The organism is Desulfurella multipotens (assembly GCF_900101285.1).
GTDB lineage: Bacteria > Campylobacterota_A > Desulfurellia > Desulfurellales > Desulfurellaceae > Desulfurella > Desulfurella acetivorans.
On the sequence record NZ_FMYU01000007.1, the window covers coordinates 25,035 to 40,207 of the forward strand.

Below are 15,173 nucleotides of genomic sequence, written 5' to 3' on the forward strand. Positions count from 1 at the left end.
GCAATAATGTTTGATGTTAAAGATTTATCATTAGCCGACAAAGGCAAACAGCGCATAGAGTGGGCACGCCAATCAATGCCTGTGCTTAGTTTGATACAAGAAGAGTTTTCCAAAACAAAGCCATTTGAAGGCTTGACAATAGGCGCATGTTTGCATGTTACAACAGAAACAGCAAACCTTATGATTGCACTAAAAGAAGGGGGCGCAAATGTTGCATTGTGTGCCTCAAATCCGCTTTCTACGCAAGATGATGTGGCAGCAAGCCTTGTGGTGCATCACAATATACCAACTTTTGCCATAAAAGGTGAAGACAACAAAACCTATTATTCTCATATCAATGCTGTTTTGGATCACAAACCCAATATAACAATGGATGATGGGGCAGATTTGGTTTCAACTATTCATTCTACACGCAAAGATTTAGCTGCAAATATTTTGGGCTCAACTGAAGAGACCACAACCGGCGTCATTCGCTTAAAGAGTATGGAGCGTGATGGCGTATTGCTGTTTCCTGTTATTGCAGTAAATGATGCTGACACAAAGCATTTATTTGATAACCGCTATGGTACAGGCCAATCTACAATTGACGGCATTATTAGAGCCACAAATAGAATGATAGCAGGCAGCGTGTTTGTGGTAGCAGGATATGGTTGGTGTGGAAAAGGCTTGGCTGAGCGTGCTCGTGGTATGGGTGCAAATGTTATTGTGTGCGAGGTTGACCCAATAAAAGCGCTTGAAGCTGTAATGGATGGCTTTAGAGTTATGCCTATGATTGAAGCCGCAAAGATAGGAGATTTTTTTTGCACAGTAACTGGTGATATTAATGTGATAAGGCTTGAGCACTTTGAAGTAATGAAACAAGGTGCCATTGTTGCAAACTCGGGCCATTTTGATGTAGAGCTTGATGTAAAAAGCTTAGAAGAAGCTGCAATAGAAAAGCGCTACATAAGAGACTATGTGTGTGAGTATACATTGAAAAATACAAAAATTTATGTATTGGCACAAGGCAGGCTTGTAAATTTATCTGCAGCAGAAGGCCACCCAAGTGCAGTTATGGATATGAGTTTTGCAAATCAAGCTTTAAGCGCAAAATTTATTGTTGATAATAAAGGCATCTTAAATAAAAAAGTCTATAAAATACCAGCTGATATTGATAGCCGCATTGCTGCACTAAAACTTAAATCAATGGGTATAAAGTACGATACACTAACGCAAGAGCAGATTGAGTATCTAAAAAGCTGGTCTTTTGGTACTTAAAAAAGGAGGCAATTTCATGATAGATAAGATAAAAGAAGAGCTGAATAAGGTTTTTTATCCGGGAAAAACAAACAGTGTCATAAAAGAAGGTGTAATTGGAAATATTACCACAGAAGACGGTGTTGTAAGCATTGAGCTTTTAATGAAAGAAGACAACCCAAATGTAATACAGTTATTGCAAAAAAGCATACCCAATGCTGTAAAAAAAATTGAAGGCGTAAAGGATGTAAATTTAATTATCAATTTGCCAAAACACGATGAAGAACCACCAAAACTGCAAAATATACGCTACATACTTGCAACCACAAGTGGCAAAGGTGGTGTAGGTAAATCCACAGTAAGCGTTAATCTGGCAATTAGCTTATCTAAGTTTGGATATAAGGTAGGTTTACTTGATGCTGATATTTATGGACCCAATATCCCGCGCATGATGGGTATAGACGGCATCCCTGTTGCACTTGATCCAAAAAATAAAGATAAAATCCTGCCCATTGTAAAATATGGCATAAAGATAATATCAATTGGTAGCATGATACCAAAAGATGCAGCTGTAATCTGGAGAGGTCCATTAATAAACCAGGTAATAAAACAGTTTTTAAACGATGTTACATGGGGTGAGTTAGACTTTTTAATTGTTGATTTACCACCTGGCACAGGTGACGCCCAGCTTACACTTGCCCAAGAAGCAAAGGTAAGTGGCGGTATAATTGTAACTACACCTCAAAATGTTGCTTTGGATGATGCTGCAAAAGCTTATGATTTTTTTGTTAAACTGAAAGTTCCAGTTGTCGGTGTAATCGAAAATATGAGCTACTTTGTGTGCCCAAAATGTGGCTATAGGTCAGATATCTTCTCACACGGTGGCGGAGAGGCTTTTGCTAAAAAGACTAAAATACCATTTTTAGGCGAGATACCAATAGACATACAGATAAGAGAAGGCGGAGACGAAGGAAGTCCAGTTAGTATATCAGCTCCAGACTCAGTTGTAGCAAAAGCTTTTGCAGATGCCGCAAGAAGTATTATAGAAACATTAAAGAATGCATGATAGCTGCAATTGATATAGGTACAAATACAATAAGATTAGCTATTGCTGATGAAAGAACGTGCAAATTAGTTTTGCGCTTGAGCAAGATTGCCCGATTGGGCAAAGGCAGTAATGGCTATTTACAAGAAGAAAATATACAAAAAGCGCTTTATATATTATCCTATTATGAAAATTTAATGAAAAGTTACAATTGTACAGACTACAAAGCTGTAGCAACAAGCGCTATAAGAGAAGCAAAAAACAAAGATGACTTTTTGAATAAAACGCATTTGAATATTGAAGTAATTGATGGTTTAAAAGAAGCATACTTATCTCAAAAAGGTATTTTATATGCGCTTGATTACTTAAAAAACAAACGATGGGTGGGTTTTGATTTAGGCGGTGGAAGCTGTGAGTTTATGTTTTGTGAAAATGAGCGAATTGTTAAATCATTTAGTGTTAAATTAGGCGTTGTTAAATTGCTTGAGCAATTTTGTAAAACTGATCCACCTTCTAAAAAAAACCTGTTTGATGCAGGTTTGGCTTTTAAAGACGAGCTTTTGAAACACAAAGTAACTTTTGATTTTGAATATCTTATAGGTAATGCAGGAACGGTTACAAGTCTTGCTGCTATGGATTTAAACCTTAAAACATACGATTATGAAAAATGTGAAAACTACAAATTAACGCAAAAAAGCATTGAAAAATTATTAAACGAAATGATTTTAATGGATAAAAAATCACGCTTAAAACACTACCCTGTTTTGGAAGAGGGTAGAGAAGATGTAATTGTGGTTGGAGCACAAGTAGTATTGTCCATAATGGAAGTTTTTGGTAAAGACTGCGTTTACACAACAAATGGCAGTTTGCTTGAAGGTTTAATTGTTGAAAATTTTTGTTAATTTCATATTTTTTTTATTGTTTTTTGCCACTTTTTTGAAGCCGGATTCAGTACAGGCTTCATCGTGGCAAATACAATGCAGTCAAAACGTATGTAGCGCTAATTATCTTCATATGAAATTATCGTGGAAAATGAGCGATTCTGTATTAAATGGTACGCTTTTAAGCGTTGAAGGGCTGCCTATAGATAACGAAGAATTTAATCTGGCAATCGAAAAGATAAATTCTACAGAAAACCTTAATATACCAAAAGGTAACTATTTGAATAAATTTATACAATGGCTTGGTGACATAGGATATGCTTCATATAAGAAAAACATAAAGCGCTATCTAGCTGCAGCTGTTCAAACACTTAACATTTATGAACAAAATCAGACGGATGATTATATTTGTGCGTTTTTGGCATACAATTTTCCACAAGAAATATCAAAGTTAGATTTTGATATTAACCCTCCAAATAAAGTAGATGAAACTCTAATGTTTATAAAATATTTAAGTTTTATGGATAAATCAAGCGATTCCACTACACGCTACAAGCAAGCTTCCAAAGCATTTATTTACCTTTTACAAAACCAGAATGAGTTTGATGAGTATTTTGCTAATTTTAAAAATTTTGTTTTGAATTATACGGCAAATCTTTATTATCAATCACTTGTTACTAATTTGAATTTACAGCTTCAAGCGCAAAAACAAGCACTAATGTATAAAAAAATAGCAAGACAACTTCCATTGTTTACAGGACTGCTTGTTATTGTATGGATAATTATAATTGGCTATATAATAATTGACAAAAAAAGAAAAAAAGATTAGTATAACTAATATATAAGGTTAGAATTTTTAATTCGAAAAAATGTTTTTTAAAGATAAATTTTAAGGCGCTATGGCAAAAAGGTTGTTTTTAGTTTTATTATTTTTATGTATACCTGCTTTTTCTTATGCAAATACAATAGCGCAGTGTATAAAACAATTAAAAGAAGGCCGCATTTCTCAAGCAATTGAGCTAGGCAAATTAGCTGTAGTGTTGCATTCGGATAATCCTGTTTCGTATATGTGTCTTGCTGGTGCATATGCAAAAGATGGTAAATATAACTTTGCCAAAGTTGAACTCCAACAAGCTTTAATCCTTGCCAAATCCAATAAATTAAAAAACGATATCGATAAAATGTTAATTTCTATAGATAATTTTAGCTCTACAACAAAGCAACATACAATAGACAATAATCCTGAAAATAGTACTGACAATAGTACTAACTCTGGTTTATAAAATTTTTAAAATACCTCAATAGGCCTTCGAAATTCATATCATCTGGGTTTGCAAGCTTATATAGTTCTCTTACGCTTTGTTTAGAAAAAAAAGAATCAATAAATAAGAGAAATTCTTTATAGTTTTGGTTGCTTTGTATAAAATTTTCGTATTTTTTAATCTGAGAAATAAGTGTATCAAAGTGAGTATCATCCTTAAAGCAACCAAAATGTGTAGGGCAAATAAACTGAGGTGTATATTTTTTTAATTTTTCAATTGACAATACCCACTCTTTTAGATTGATATCCGGTGGTGGCATAGGTGGCATTGTGGGTCCATCTAAAATTCGAATACCACCTGCATCACCCACAAACATATGATCATTTACAAAAAAACATGCATGGTGTTTAGCGTGGCCTGGTGTAAATATAGGCAAAATTTTTTGACCAGATATATTAATTTCTTTTTGATCATCTAAAACAACTACTTTATCTTTATCAATTGGCATAATATTGCCAAAAAGTGTTTTTAATTTATCTTTGTAAACAATTTGTGCTGAAGCTAGAAGACGGGATGGATCAATTAAATGTTTTGCACCAGCTGGATGGACATAAATTTTTGCGTTTGCTTTAGCAAAGCACCAAGCAGCGCCTGAATGATCTAGGTGAATATGTGTTACAAATACATGTTTTATGTCATTTATACTTAAGCCAAGTTCTTTTAATTTGTAAGTTAGATGTTCGAATGTAGATTCAGGGCCTGTTTCAATAAGAATAGGCTCTTTGGCGTCTATTAAAAAACTTGCAATAATATTTTGTGTATTTTGAAAATTTAAATCAATAATTTTCATAAAATTTTCTCCTTAAAGTTTTTTTCTTTGTAAGTTTATTTTTGTTTCGTCAAAATTGTCCATTTTATATATGCGTACCATATGGCTTCTTGGAAACTCAACCCGTTCTGTTGTTTTTAGTGCAGATTTTACATCATCGAGATTATTTAAATATACATCCATATTCCTGAAACCATTTTCAATGAATCTATAAGAATTTTTTAGTTTTACAATTAAAATACTACGGTTTCTTTTGTAACTTCTAATATCTAAATACTCTCCTTCTTTTAAACTTTGTAATTTTTGATATACAATTTTTTTAAAATTTTCTTTTTCTATCATAGATAGTAATTTAACAGCTTTCTTTTTAGATTTCAAGCAATTGCATTGAAATCTAAAAAAACGCCTGTATAATGTAAAGTATTTATGAAAGTCGTTGATTTTTTGATAAAAGTTAGAGATATACTTTATATAAATAAAATTTCGTCATACATTTTCAGTTTGTTTATGAGATTAGTATTGTTTGTATCTATTGTATCTATAATGGTATATAAAGGTGCAAAGATCCTGGGATATAACATAATAAAACCATTTTTTACTACAATTGAGATATTTACTATTTCGGTTATCGCTTTAGAATTTATTATAAATTATACTACTTTTTTTGCAGTTTTAATAAAAAAGAAAGAATATTCTTTTAAAGCTTTTCTAAATCAGGCTTTAAATACACTTTTTTTAGCTAATATTGTTGCTATGATACCTTTTTATGTTTTGCCATACCCTTATACTTTGCTTGTTGTACTGGCAAGGCTTTTGCAATTTGGTAGATTTAGCAAAAAAATAATGGAACTTTTGAATGTGATAAAGAGCAGTTTTTATGAGTTGACCTGGTTTTTTGCAATTTTTGCATTTTTTTTGTTTGTTTCATCAATCAGTATTTACATGGCAGAAAGTCCTTATAATCCTGCTTTTCGATCTTTATTTAATGCCTTTTGGTGGTCTATTGTTACAGCTACAACTGTAGGCTATGGTGATATAGTACCAATTACGCAAACGGGTAAAATAATAGCCTCGTTTTTGATGATATTTGGTATTGTTAGTATTGCAATGCTTACAAGTATTATAACTTCTGCTTTTACACGCAGAATTATAGAGTCAAAATTAGATAAGGAGGCACTTGTGCAAAAAAAGATAGACGAACTTGTTAATCACTATATCATTTGTGGTTTTGGCAAAATTACAAGTCTAGTTGCACAGCAGCTTAGATCAAACAATTTAAGTTTTGTTATAATAGAAAAGGATAGGGATAAAGCAAATGAAGCCATAAAGGAAGGTTATTTAACAATAAATGCAGATGCTGCAGACGAAAAGGTGCTTTTGCAAGCAGGAATTATGCGTGCCAAAGGCCTTGCTATTTTAACAAATTCTGATGCTGAAAATCTATATATTCTTATTTCTGCAAAAGAACTAAACAAGGAAATTTTTTCCATAGCAAGGGTAAATGCTAGAGAAAACGAAGAAGAAGCCATTAAGAGATTTAAAAGACTTGGGGCAACAACTATTTCGCCATATCATACATCTGCTACCAGAGTTGCAAGAATGATTTTAGCACCTAACGCTGCTGATGCGTTATTTAGTATTGCAGGTGCAAAAGAAGCCATAGAGATTGACGAAATTAGGATACCAAAAAACAGCCCCTACGATGGGAAAATGATAAAACAAACAAATATAAGATCATTTTATAATTTAATGATTATAGCTTTAGTAAAAGAATTTTTTAATAAAAATGAGCAAAAAATAGAAAAAAAATTGAAATTTAATCCAAGTGGTGATGACATAATAAGCTCATCTACTATTTTAATTTGTGTGGGTTTAACTCAAGATTTACAAAGATTTAAAAGAGATTTAGGCTCAAGCTGAGCCTAAATCTTAGTATCCTTTGTGAGCAGCAGGACTTGGTATTGCTCTTTGTGCAGGTATTGTTCCAGCGGGTGTATGTATTGCAGGGCGAGCCGGTGTTGCTGCATTGTAGTTTGCCCTTCTGTGTACCAGTCTGTGGTTTTCATGTCGATAAAACTTGTGGTTATAAGCTTTGTGATGATAAATTGCGTGGTTATTTGGATGGTGGATCTTTGGTGGTTTATGCGGTGGTTGTGCAAATGCATTTACACAAAAAGCTAGCAAAAGTGTACTTGTAAGAAGAAATTTTTTTACCATAACATACCTCCTTTATTTATTTTTTAAATTATCACAAGACACAGTAAAATTAAAGTCAATTTTTGTTATATACATTTGAATTTTGAAATTTTTTTTGTTATTATAAAAATAAATAGAAAAGGAGGGTACACAATGAAATTTATAAAGTGGCTAGATGAAGTATCAATGAGTGATGTTGGTTTGGTTGGCGGCAAAAACGCATCTTTGGGTGAAATGATTAGAGAATTAAAAAGCGAAGGCGTAAATGTGCCTTATGGTTTTGCTTTAACTGCCCAATCATATTGGTATCTTTTGGAAAGCTCTAAGATTAAAGATAAAATACAATCAACTCTGGAAAATTTAAATACGCATGATATTAATGATTTACGCTCAAAATGTGCTTTAGTTAGGCAAATGATAGAACAAGCCCCGCTACCTGATGATTTATTAAAAGAAATAAAAGAAGCTTACATAAAATTATCGAGTATGTATTCTACTCAAAATACAGATGTTGCAGTAAGGTCATCTGCAACAGCAGAAGACTTGCCAGATGCCTCATTTGCAGGCCAGCAAGATACATACCTTAATGTAAAAGGCTTAGACGATGTTGTAAAGTATGTCAAAAAATGCTATGCATCTATTTTTACAGATAGAGCTACATCTTATAGGCACGATAAAGGTTTTAACCATTTTGATATAGCTTTATCCGTTACTGTCCAAAAAATGGTTCGCTCAGATAAAGCCGCAAGCGGTGTTATGTTTAGTATTGATACAGAAAGTGGTTTTGATAAAGTAGTTATTATAAATGCAAGCTACGGTCTTGGAGAATTGATTGTAGGAGGTAAAGTTAATCCTGATGAATTTATGGTTTTTAAACCAACATTTGAAAAAGGTTACAAGTCAATTATTAAAAAGAATTTAGGTTCAAAACTATTAAAAGCTGTATATGACGAAAATGGTGGCATAAAAGAGATAGAAACCACAAGCCAAGAAAGATTATCATACTCTTTAAGTGATGATGATATTCTAAAATTAGCTTCATGGGCTATCAAAATTGAAAATCACTATACAAATAAACGTGGTGTTTATTCACCTATGGATATAGAGTGGGCAAAAGATGGCGAACTTAATGAATTATTTATTGTTCAGGCACGACCGGAAACGGTACACTCACAGAAAAATTTAAGCATTATGGAAACTTACAAACTTAAAGAAAAAGGCGAAATTATAACAAAAGGCGTAGCAGTTGGAAATAAAATTGCAAGTGGTGTAGCTCGCGTACTATTAGATGCAAGCAAAATATCTGAGTTTAAAGAAGGAGAAGTGCTTGTAACGGATATGACAGATCCAGATTGGGAACCAATAATGAAAAAAGCTAAAGCAATTGTAACAAACCGTGGTGGCAGGACATGCCATGCTGCAATTATTTCTAGAGAGTTAGGCGTACCTGCTATTGTTGGTTGTGCAAATGCAACAAGCACTATTAAAACGGGCGATTATATTACAGTTTCATGCGCAGAAGGTGATGAAGGTTATGTTTACAAAGGAAAGCTTGAGTTTGAAGTAGAAACACTTGACTTATCATCACTACAAAGGCCAAAAACGCAGATTAAGCTTAATTTGGGAAATCCAGCTTTGGCCCTATCATCTGCAAATATACCAAACGATGGCATTGGTCTTGCAAGGATGGAATTTATCATAAGCTCATTTATACAGGTTCATCCCCTTGCCTTAATACATTTTGATAAGTTAAAAGATGAACAAGCAAAGAAAACCATTGAAGAGCTAACGCAAGGCTATAGCTTTAAACCCGACTACTTTGTTGACAAATTGGCGCAAGGTGTTGCACTTTTGGCTGCAAGTGTTTATCCAAAACCTATACTTGTTAGGATGAGTGATTTTAAAACAAATGAATATGCTAATTTAATTGGCGGCTCTGAATTCGAGCCTGAAGAAGAAAATCCAATGATTGGCTGGAGAGGCGCTTCAAGATATTATTCGGACAATTATAAAGAAGGTTTTGCACTTGAGTGCCTTGCTATGAAAAAAGCTCGCGATGAGTTTGGACTTACGAATATCCAGCTTATGATACCATTTTGCAGGACGCCAGAAGAAGGTAAAAAGGTTATTGAAGAAATGAAAAAAAATGGTTTAGTTCAAGGCGAAAATGGACTTGAAATATACGTTATGGCTGAAATTCCAAGTAATGTTATTTGTGCCGATGAGTATGCGCAAATTTTTGATGGTTTTTCAATTGGCTCAAACGATTTAACTCAGCTTACATTAGGAATTGATAGGGATTCGGGCCTAATTGCTCATCTTTTTGATGAAAGACATATTGCAGTAAAGCGAATGATTTCAATGCTTATAAAAACTGCCCATAAATATAACAAAAGTGTAGGTATATGTGGTCAAGCCCCAAGTGATTTTCCTGATTTTGCCGAATTTTTAGTAGAAGAAGGCATTGATTCAATGAGTTTGAATCCAGATAGTATAATGTCAACTACACTTAAAGTACTTGAAGTAGAAAAAAGGTTGGGTAGATAAATGTACGAAGACTCCTTTAGATTGTTTAAAGGTTCTGATTTTGATTTTTTTGATATTTATTTAGAAGAGTCATTTACACGCACTATAGAATCTAAAAACAAACAAATAGAAAACGTTAATTTTAGTACAGACAAAGGTGTAGGCATAAGAGGTGTGAAAGGCTTTTCTGTACTGTTTGCATCAACCAATGATATTTCAGAAAAAAGTGTTTACGAAAAAACAAAGTTTATATGCGATACTGCAAACCCTAAAGAAGGCATTAATATAATAGAAATGCCACAGATGAGCATTTATTCTTATAAAGGGTATCCTGTAGATCTTGATTTAATAAAAAACATAATTGACTCAGTAAACAAGACAGCCTATAAAAGCCCTTACATTGTTCAAGCAAGCGTTACTTATTCAGATAAACTAAAACAGATTTCTATTTTAAATGAAGAAGGAGATCTCTTGCAAGAAAAGCGTACTTATACACTTTTATACATTGAACTCGTTGCAAAGCTTGATGATATATTGCAAACGGTCAGGAAACCTCTTTCTGCTATGGGTGGTTTTGAGTTTTTAGAAGGTATTAATTTTGAAAGCTTAACGCAAGAAATGGTAGAAAAAGTGGAAGAATTACTTAAAAGCCCCCGACTTGAACCACAGGTTATGAGTGTTGTGCTAGATTCAAGTGCAGGTGGTACAATGATACACGAAGCGGTTGGCCATGGTTTAGAAGCTGATCTTGTATTTGAATCAATGAGTGTTTATAAATCTAAGTTAGGCACAAAAGTTGCAAATGAAAAGATCAATGTAGTTGATGATGCATGTGTTGAAAAAGCCAGAGGTTCGTTTGTTTATGATGATGAAGGTACACGCGGTATGAGAAAAATGCTTATAAAAAATGGCATTTTAAATGACTATATGTTTGATAAAATGTATGCAAAGGCTAATAATAGGCTTTCAAATGGAAGCGCAAGAAGGCAATCTTATGCTTACGTGCCAATACCACGTATGTCAAACACATACATTCTGCCAGGAAACGACAATAAAGAAACAATTATAAACAGTGTAGATTACGGATTGCTTGTAAAAAAGATGGGTGGTGGGCAAGTTAACCCAGTAACCGGAGATTTTGTTTTTGAAGTATCAGAAGGTTACTTGATAGAAAAAGGTAAAATCAAGCATATGGTTAGAGGAGCTACGCTTATTGGCAATGGCCCAAAGATTTTGCAGGAAATTGATATGGTTGGCGATGATTTTGGAACAGAAGTAGGGACATGCGGCAAAAATTCCCAAGGCGTACCAGTGACAGATGGTGAGCCCACTCTTCGAATACCAAAAATTATGGTAGGGGGTTAATATATTCGCTATAAACTGAAGGTTTCATACGATGGCACGAATTATTTTGGGATGCAAAGGCAAAGTGACAAGCCTACTATTCAACAAAGCCTTGAAGATATACTAAATAAACTTTTTTGTGCTAATATTCATATAAACTATGCGGGTAGAACAGATAGGGGTGTTCATGCATTATCTCAGGTAGTAGATTTTGAAGCTTTAAAATTATTTGATTTAGAAGTACTAAAACGAGCTTTAAATGCATTATTGCCAGCAGATATTCGTGTTTTAAAAGCGTATTTAGTCGATGATAATTTTCATTCTCGTTATAGTTGTATTTTCAGAGATTATGTGTATATTATCAATACTGCGGATGTGTGTATGCCATTTTTAAAAAATTATGTTTGGCATGTCCCAAAATTAAATATTTCACGACTTAAGGAAATAAAAGATTTGTTTGTAGGCAAGAAGGATTTTGCTGTATTTTCAAAAACTTCAACTGGCAGAGCTACAAATCGTTTTGTCAAATATATAAGGATAAAGCAAAAAGGATTTATTGTAGCAATTTTTATCAGATCCAATGCCTTTTTGCGTGGAATGGTTAGGTTAATAGTAGGCACTATGGTTTCTTATGCAAAAGAAAAAACTACTAAAGATGAAATCATTCGAAGCTTTAATGGTGGTAAATTGCCTTTGTCCTTACTTAAAGCACCTGCGTGTGGTTTATATTTTAAAAGAGCAATATATTAGAGGTGTTATAATGATTGATAAACAAGAGTTGAAAAAACTTGAAAAGCTTGCAAAATTAAAATTTGATGAAAGCGAACTAGAAAAATTTAATGATCAACTTAATGATATTTTAAATTACATGAAAGAGCTTGATGAGCTTGATTTATCGAACATTGAACCATTATCTAATATTCTTTCAAGTATAAATTTTTTTAGAGAAGATAAAGTTAAAAAAACTTTTGAAATAGGAGAAATTCTAAAAAATGCCCCTGAAGTTTTTGAGAGACAATTTGTTGTACCAAAAGTTATATAATGGAGCAAAAAATGATTGAAAAGCCATTGCACGAGTTGCTTGATCTTATCGAAAAAAAAGAAATAACGGCAAAAGAAGTATTTGAAGAACTATTAATCTATATTAAATCACATAATAAAAATATCAATGCATATATAAGTATTATTGATACTTTTGAGGAAAAAGGCTCTTTATTAAAAGGACTGCCTATTGCGGTAAAAGATAATATTATGCTTAAAGGTACAAAAACCACATGTGCTTCGAAAATGCTGTCAAATTTTGAAAGTATTTACGATGCCACAGTTATTGAAAAATTAAAATTAGCTGGTGCAAATTTTATCGGCAAAACAAATATGGATGAATTTGCGATGGGTTCATCGTGTGAAACATCATACTTTGGTCCAGTTAGAAACCCCTGGGACAAACAGCGTGTAAGTGGTGGCTCAAGTGGTGGCTCAGCTGCTAGCGTGGCATCAGGGCTTGCTATAGCTTCATTGGGTTCAGATACGGGTGGTTCTATTAGACAACCTGCAAGTTTTTGTGGTGTTGTTGGTTTAAAGCCTACATACGGCCGTGTATCAAGGTATGGCCTTGTAGCTTTTGCTTCTAGTTTAGATCAGATTGGACCAATTACACGAGATGTTAAAGATGCGTGTTTACTTTTAGGTATAATTTCTGGTTTTGACCCTAAAGATTCAACCTCTATTAATGTAGATGTGCCAAATTACACTGAGTTTTTAAGCCAGGATTTAAAAGGCATCAAAATTGGCGTTTATGAAGCGGCACTAAAATCTGTATCAGAAGATATTGCACAAAGCATAGAAAATGCTATTGATACATACAAAAAACTTGGTGCACAAATAGAAAATGTGGATTTGCCTCATATAAAATACTCAATTTCAGATTATTACATTTTAGCATGTGCTGAAGCTTCGAGCAATTTAGCTCGCTTTGATGGTGTAAAATATGGCTATAGAGCAAATGGCCAAACTCTTGAGGAAATGTATGTTAATACCAGAACCGAAGGTTTTGGTGCAGAAGTTAAGCGCAGGATAATGCTTGGCACGTATGTGTTATCAAGTGGCTACTATGATGCTTATTATATTCGATCGCTGCGCTTAAGAAACCTCATAAAGATGGATTTTGATAAAGCGTTTTCTAAAGTAGATGCAATTATTTTACCTACAACACCAACTGATGCATTTAAAATTGGAGAAGTTACAAAACCACTTGATATGTATTTATCCGATACATTTACAATTCCTGCAAATTTAGCTGGTCTTCCAGCAATTAGCGTACCTTGTGGTTTTAGCAAAAATCATTTGCCACTTGGTTTGCAGATCTTGTCAAATGCTTTTAGAGAGGATATATTATTAAAAGTTGCGTATGCTTTTGAACAGCAACATGACTTTCACAAAAAAATACCAATTATGGAGTAAAAAAATGAAAGATGTCTGGGTTAAAGTTGATCTAATTAACGGTGAAAGCTATATAGGCACTGTTGAAAATTTTGACAGTGAAGATTTGCTATCTTTTTTAGATGAGCAAAGCTATTTTGGTATAAAGTTGGAAAATGTCAATACTTATCAAGAAGTTGATGGAAAAATTATTATAAAGCCACTTGATGCTAAAGATTCAATGTATGATGGAAAACTTATTATAATGAGTCCAGAGCATATAGTTACAATAAAATTTTTAAAAAATGAAAGCGAAATATTCGATAAGTTTAATATCAAAAAAATAAAAACAAAGAAAAATAAGCGGAATGTTGTTCCTTTCAAACTTTTAAAAAAGGAGAACAAATGAAACTTTCGACAAAGGAGATTGTTAAAGCACTTGAAAATGTTTACGACCCTGAACTTGGCCTGGATATTGTTTCTTTGGGTTTTTTATACAACATTGTGGTAGATGATGATAATGTAGTTTTTGTTACAATAACACTTACTGTGCCTGGATGTCCGCTTCATATTCCGATTACTGAAGATATAAGAGAAAAAATAATGGAACTTGGCGCAAAAGATGTGTTTGTAGATGTTGTCTGGGATCCACCCTGGAATCCTTCTATGATGAGCCAAGAGGCTCGAAAGCGACTTTTGGGTGAGTAATGAGCATTGGATGCGCTATTATTACCTATAATGAAAAAGAAAACCTTGAGCGTACGTTAAAAAGTGTAGATTTTTGTGATGAAATTGTGATCGTTGATTCATACAGCACTGATGAAACGGTTGAGATTGCAAAAAAGTATACTGATAAAATATATTTAAATAAATTTATAAGTTATGGTGAGCAAAAGAATTTTGCTATTGAAAAACTTTCAACCGATTGGATATTGAGTATTGATGCAGATGAAGTTGTTAGTCCATCTTTAAAAACAGAAATATTAAATGCTATAAAAAATTCAAAATTTGATAGTTACTATATAAAAATTCAGCTTGTATTTTTAAATAAAGCTCTCAGGTTTGGAGGTGCCCAAAATTGGCATTTAAGGTTATTCAGAAAAGGTCTAATGTTTAGTAATTGTATAGTTCACGAAAAGGTTATATCAAAAAATGCTTCATATTTAAAAGGCAAGATTTTACACTATAGCTATAAAGATTTAAGTCACTACATTGAAAAACTAAATAAATATACTTCAATTTCTGCTACTTTAAATTTAAAAAAAAACCAGCATTTGCATCCAATTATTCGTTTTCAGTTAGAGCTTTTAAAAAGATTTATATTTAAAGGTGCTTTTCTTGATGGTTATGAAGGTATTTTATATGCACTTTTATCCAGTTTTTATCAGCTTGTAAAATATGCTAAAGCAAAAGAGCTAAATTAGTGTTTTTTTTTA

At 33.1% G+C, this 15,173-nt stretch carries 17 protein-coding genes; 14 read left to right on the plus strand and 3 right to left on the minus strand.

All coding sequences use genetic code 11. The features are described 5' to 3' along the window. Nucleotides 1-3: 3 nt before the first annotated feature. The 5 genes from ahcY to BLQ93_RS05395 all read left to right on the plus strand — a co-directional run bounded on the left by ahcY (nt 4) and on the right by BLQ93_RS05395 (nt 4,445). Nucleotides 4-1,257 carry an adenosylhomocysteinase gene (ahcY, locus tag BLQ93_RS05375; RefSeq protein WP_092128913.1) on the plus strand — a complete coding sequence of 418 codons (1,254 nt, stop codon included), beginning with the start codon at nt 4-6 and terminating at the stop codon, nt 1,255-1,257. 16 nt (nt 1,258-1,273) lie between these two features. Beyond that, a complete protein-coding gene (locus tag BLQ93_RS05380; RefSeq protein ID WP_092128746.1) occupies nt 1,274-2,302 on the plus strand; it encodes an Mrp/NBP35 family ATP-binding protein in 1,029 nt (342 codons plus the stop codon). Then, complete coding sequence (locus BLQ93_RS05385) at nt 2,299-3,183, plus strand: Ppx/GppA phosphatase family protein (RefSeq protein WP_092128747.1); 885 nt, start codon at nt 2,299-2,301, stop codon at nt 3,181-3,183. The genes BLQ93_RS05380 and BLQ93_RS05385 overlap by 4 nt, the downstream gene beginning before the upstream one ends. Nucleotides 3,184-3,295: 112 nt before the next feature. Then, the gene (locus tag BLQ93_RS05390; RefSeq protein ID WP_143338705.1) at nt 3,296-3,991 is read left to right on the plus strand and encodes a hypothetical protein; all 696 of its coding nucleotides are present in this window, start codon (nt 3,296-3,298) and stop codon (nt 3,989-3,991) included. A 70-nt stretch (nt 3,992-4,061) separates the two neighbouring features. Next, entirely contained in the window at nt 4,062-4,445 is a 384-nt protein-coding gene (locus BLQ93_RS05395; RefSeq protein ID WP_092128751.1) for a tetratricopeptide repeat protein, read from the plus strand. Here the strand turns inward: BLQ93_RS05395 and BLQ93_RS05400 are convergent. Next, a complete protein-coding gene (locus BLQ93_RS05400; RefSeq protein WP_092128752.1) occupies nt 4,429-5,274 on the minus strand; it encodes an MBL fold metallo-hydrolase in 846 nt (281 codons plus the stop codon). The two genes, BLQ93_RS05395 and BLQ93_RS05400, sit on opposite strands and share 17 nt — an antisense overlap. A gap of 12 nt (nt 5,275-5,286) precedes the next feature. Further along, complete coding sequence (locus BLQ93_RS05405) at nt 5,287-5,595, minus strand: hypothetical protein (protein WP_143338707.1); 309 nt, start codon at nt 5,593-5,595, stop codon at nt 5,287-5,289. An 84-nt stretch (nt 5,596-5,679) separates the two neighbouring features. Here BLQ93_RS05405 and BLQ93_RS05410 point away from each other — a divergent pair, with 84 nt between their 5' ends. Next, the gene (locus tag BLQ93_RS05410; protein ID WP_092128756.1) at nt 5,680-7,173 is read left to right on the plus strand and encodes a potassium channel protein; all 1,494 of its coding nucleotides are present in this window, start codon (nt 5,680-5,682) and stop codon (nt 7,171-7,173) included. 9 nt (nt 7,174-7,182) lie between these two features. Here the strand turns inward: BLQ93_RS05410 and BLQ93_RS05415 are convergent, their stop codons facing one another. Then, on the minus strand, nt 7,183-7,470 hold the full coding sequence (locus BLQ93_RS05415; protein ID WP_025392865.1) for a hypothetical protein: 288 nt from the start codon (nt 7,468-7,470) through the stop codon (nt 7,183-7,185). Between the two features lie 132 nt (nt 7,471-7,602). Between BLQ93_RS05415 and ppsA the strand changes: the two genes are divergently transcribed. Genes ppsA through BLQ93_RS05455 form a run of 8 tightly spaced genes read left to right on the plus strand, consistent with a single transcriptional unit; the run spans nt 7,603 to nt 15,161 of the window. Further along, entirely contained in the window at nt 7,603-9,996 is a 2,394-nt protein-coding gene (gene ppsA, locus BLQ93_RS05420; protein ID WP_092128758.1) for a phosphoenolpyruvate synthase, read from the plus strand. Continuing rightward, a complete protein-coding gene (locus BLQ93_RS05425) occupies nt 9,997-11,340 on the plus strand; it encodes a TldD/PmbA family protein (RefSeq protein WP_092128760.1) in 1,344 nt (447 codons plus the stop codon). It begins immediately after the preceding gene. A 15-nt stretch (nt 11,341-11,355) separates the two neighbouring features. After that, complete coding sequence (truA, locus tag BLQ93_RS05430; protein ID WP_281182330.1) at nt 11,356-12,069, plus strand: tRNA pseudouridine(38-40) synthase TruA; 714 nt, start codon at nt 11,356-11,358, stop codon at nt 12,067-12,069. A gap of 10 nt (nt 12,070-12,079) precedes the next feature. Next, nucleotides 12,080-12,361, plus strand: a complete 282-nt coding sequence (gene gatC, locus BLQ93_RS05435) for an Asp-tRNA(Asn)/Glu-tRNA(Gln) amidotransferase subunit GatC (RefSeq protein ID WP_216818744.1) — start codon at nt 12,080-12,082, stop codon at nt 12,359-12,361. 11 nt (nt 12,362-12,372) lie between these two features. After that, nucleotides 12,373-13,779, plus strand: coding sequence for an Asp-tRNA(Asn)/Glu-tRNA(Gln) amidotransferase subunit GatA (gatA, locus tag BLQ93_RS05440; RefSeq protein WP_092128915.1), 1,407 nt, complete (start codon nt 12,373-12,375; stop codon nt 13,777-13,779). 4 nt (nt 13,780-13,783) lie between these two features. Then, nucleotides 13,784-14,146 (plus strand): hypothetical protein, encoded by a 363-nt coding sequence (locus BLQ93_RS05445; protein ID WP_025392859.1) that lies wholly within the window; start codon nt 13,784-13,786, stop codon nt 14,144-14,146. After that, nucleotides 14,143-14,445, plus strand: coding sequence for a metal-sulfur cluster assembly factor (locus BLQ93_RS05450; protein WP_025392858.1), 303 nt, complete (start codon nt 14,143-14,145; stop codon nt 14,443-14,445). The genes BLQ93_RS05445 and BLQ93_RS05450 overlap by 4 nt, the downstream gene beginning before the upstream one ends. Further along, nucleotides 14,445-15,161 carry a glycosyltransferase family 2 protein gene (locus tag BLQ93_RS05455; RefSeq protein WP_092128764.1) on the plus strand — a complete coding sequence of 239 codons (717 nt, stop codon included), beginning with the start codon at nt 14,445-14,447 and terminating at the stop codon, nt 15,159-15,161. The genes BLQ93_RS05450 and BLQ93_RS05455 overlap by 1 nt, the downstream gene beginning before the upstream one ends. Nucleotides 15,162-15,173 lie beyond the last annotated feature (12 nt).

Excerpts from the sequence above, each read along its gene's own strand:
- BLQ93_RS05380 (WP_092128746.1), top strand. The coding sequence starts at position 1,274 with ATGATAGATAAGATAAAAGAAGAGCTGAATAAGGTTTTTTATCCGGGA.
- BLQ93_RS05385 (WP_092128747.1), top strand. The coding sequence starts at position 2,299 with ATGATAGCTGCAATTGATATAGGTACAAATACAATAAGATTAGCTATT.
- BLQ93_RS05390 (WP_143338705.1), top strand. The coding sequence starts at position 3,296 with ATGAAATTATCGTGGAAAATGAGCGATTCTGTATTAAATGGTACGCTT.
- BLQ93_RS05395 (WP_092128751.1), top strand. The coding sequence starts at position 4,062 with ATGGCAAAAAGGTTGTTTTTAGTTTTATTATTTTTATGTATACCTGCT.
- BLQ93_RS05400 (WP_092128752.1), bottom strand. The coding sequence starts at position 5,274 with ATGAAAATTATTGATTTAAATTTTCAAAATACACAAAATATTATTGCA.
- BLQ93_RS05405 (WP_143338707.1), bottom strand. The coding sequence starts at position 5,595 with ATGATAGAAAAAGAAAATTTTAAAAAAATTGTATATCAAAAATTACAA.
- BLQ93_RS05410 (WP_092128756.1), top strand. The coding sequence starts at position 5,680 with ATGAAAGTCGTTGATTTTTTGATAAAAGTTAGAGATATACTTTATATA.
- BLQ93_RS05415 (WP_025392865.1), bottom strand. The coding sequence starts at position 7,470 with ATGGTAAAAAAATTTCTTCTTACAAGTACACTTTTGCTAGCTTTTTGT.
- ppsA (WP_092128758.1), top strand. The coding sequence starts at position 7,603 with ATGAAATTTATAAAGTGGCTAGATGAAGTATCAATGAGTGATGTTGGT.
- BLQ93_RS05425 (WP_092128760.1), top strand. The coding sequence starts at position 9,997 with ATGTACGAAGACTCCTTTAGATTGTTTAAAGGTTCTGATTTTGATTTT.
- gatC (WP_216818744.1), top strand. The coding sequence starts at position 12,080 with ATGATTGATAAACAAGAGTTGAAAAAACTTGAAAAGCTTGCAAAATTA.
- gatA (WP_092128915.1), top strand. The coding sequence starts at position 12,373 with ATGATTGAAAAGCCATTGCACGAGTTGCTTGATCTTATCGAAAAAAAA.
- BLQ93_RS05445 (WP_025392859.1), top strand. The coding sequence starts at position 13,784 with ATGAAAGATGTCTGGGTTAAAGTTGATCTAATTAACGGTGAAAGCTAT.
- BLQ93_RS05450 (WP_025392858.1), top strand. The coding sequence starts at position 14,143 with ATGAAACTTTCGACAAAGGAGATTGTTAAAGCACTTGAAAATGTTTAC.
- BLQ93_RS05455 (WP_092128764.1), top strand. The coding sequence starts at position 14,445 with ATGAGCATTGGATGCGCTATTATTACCTATAATGAAAAAGAAAACCTT.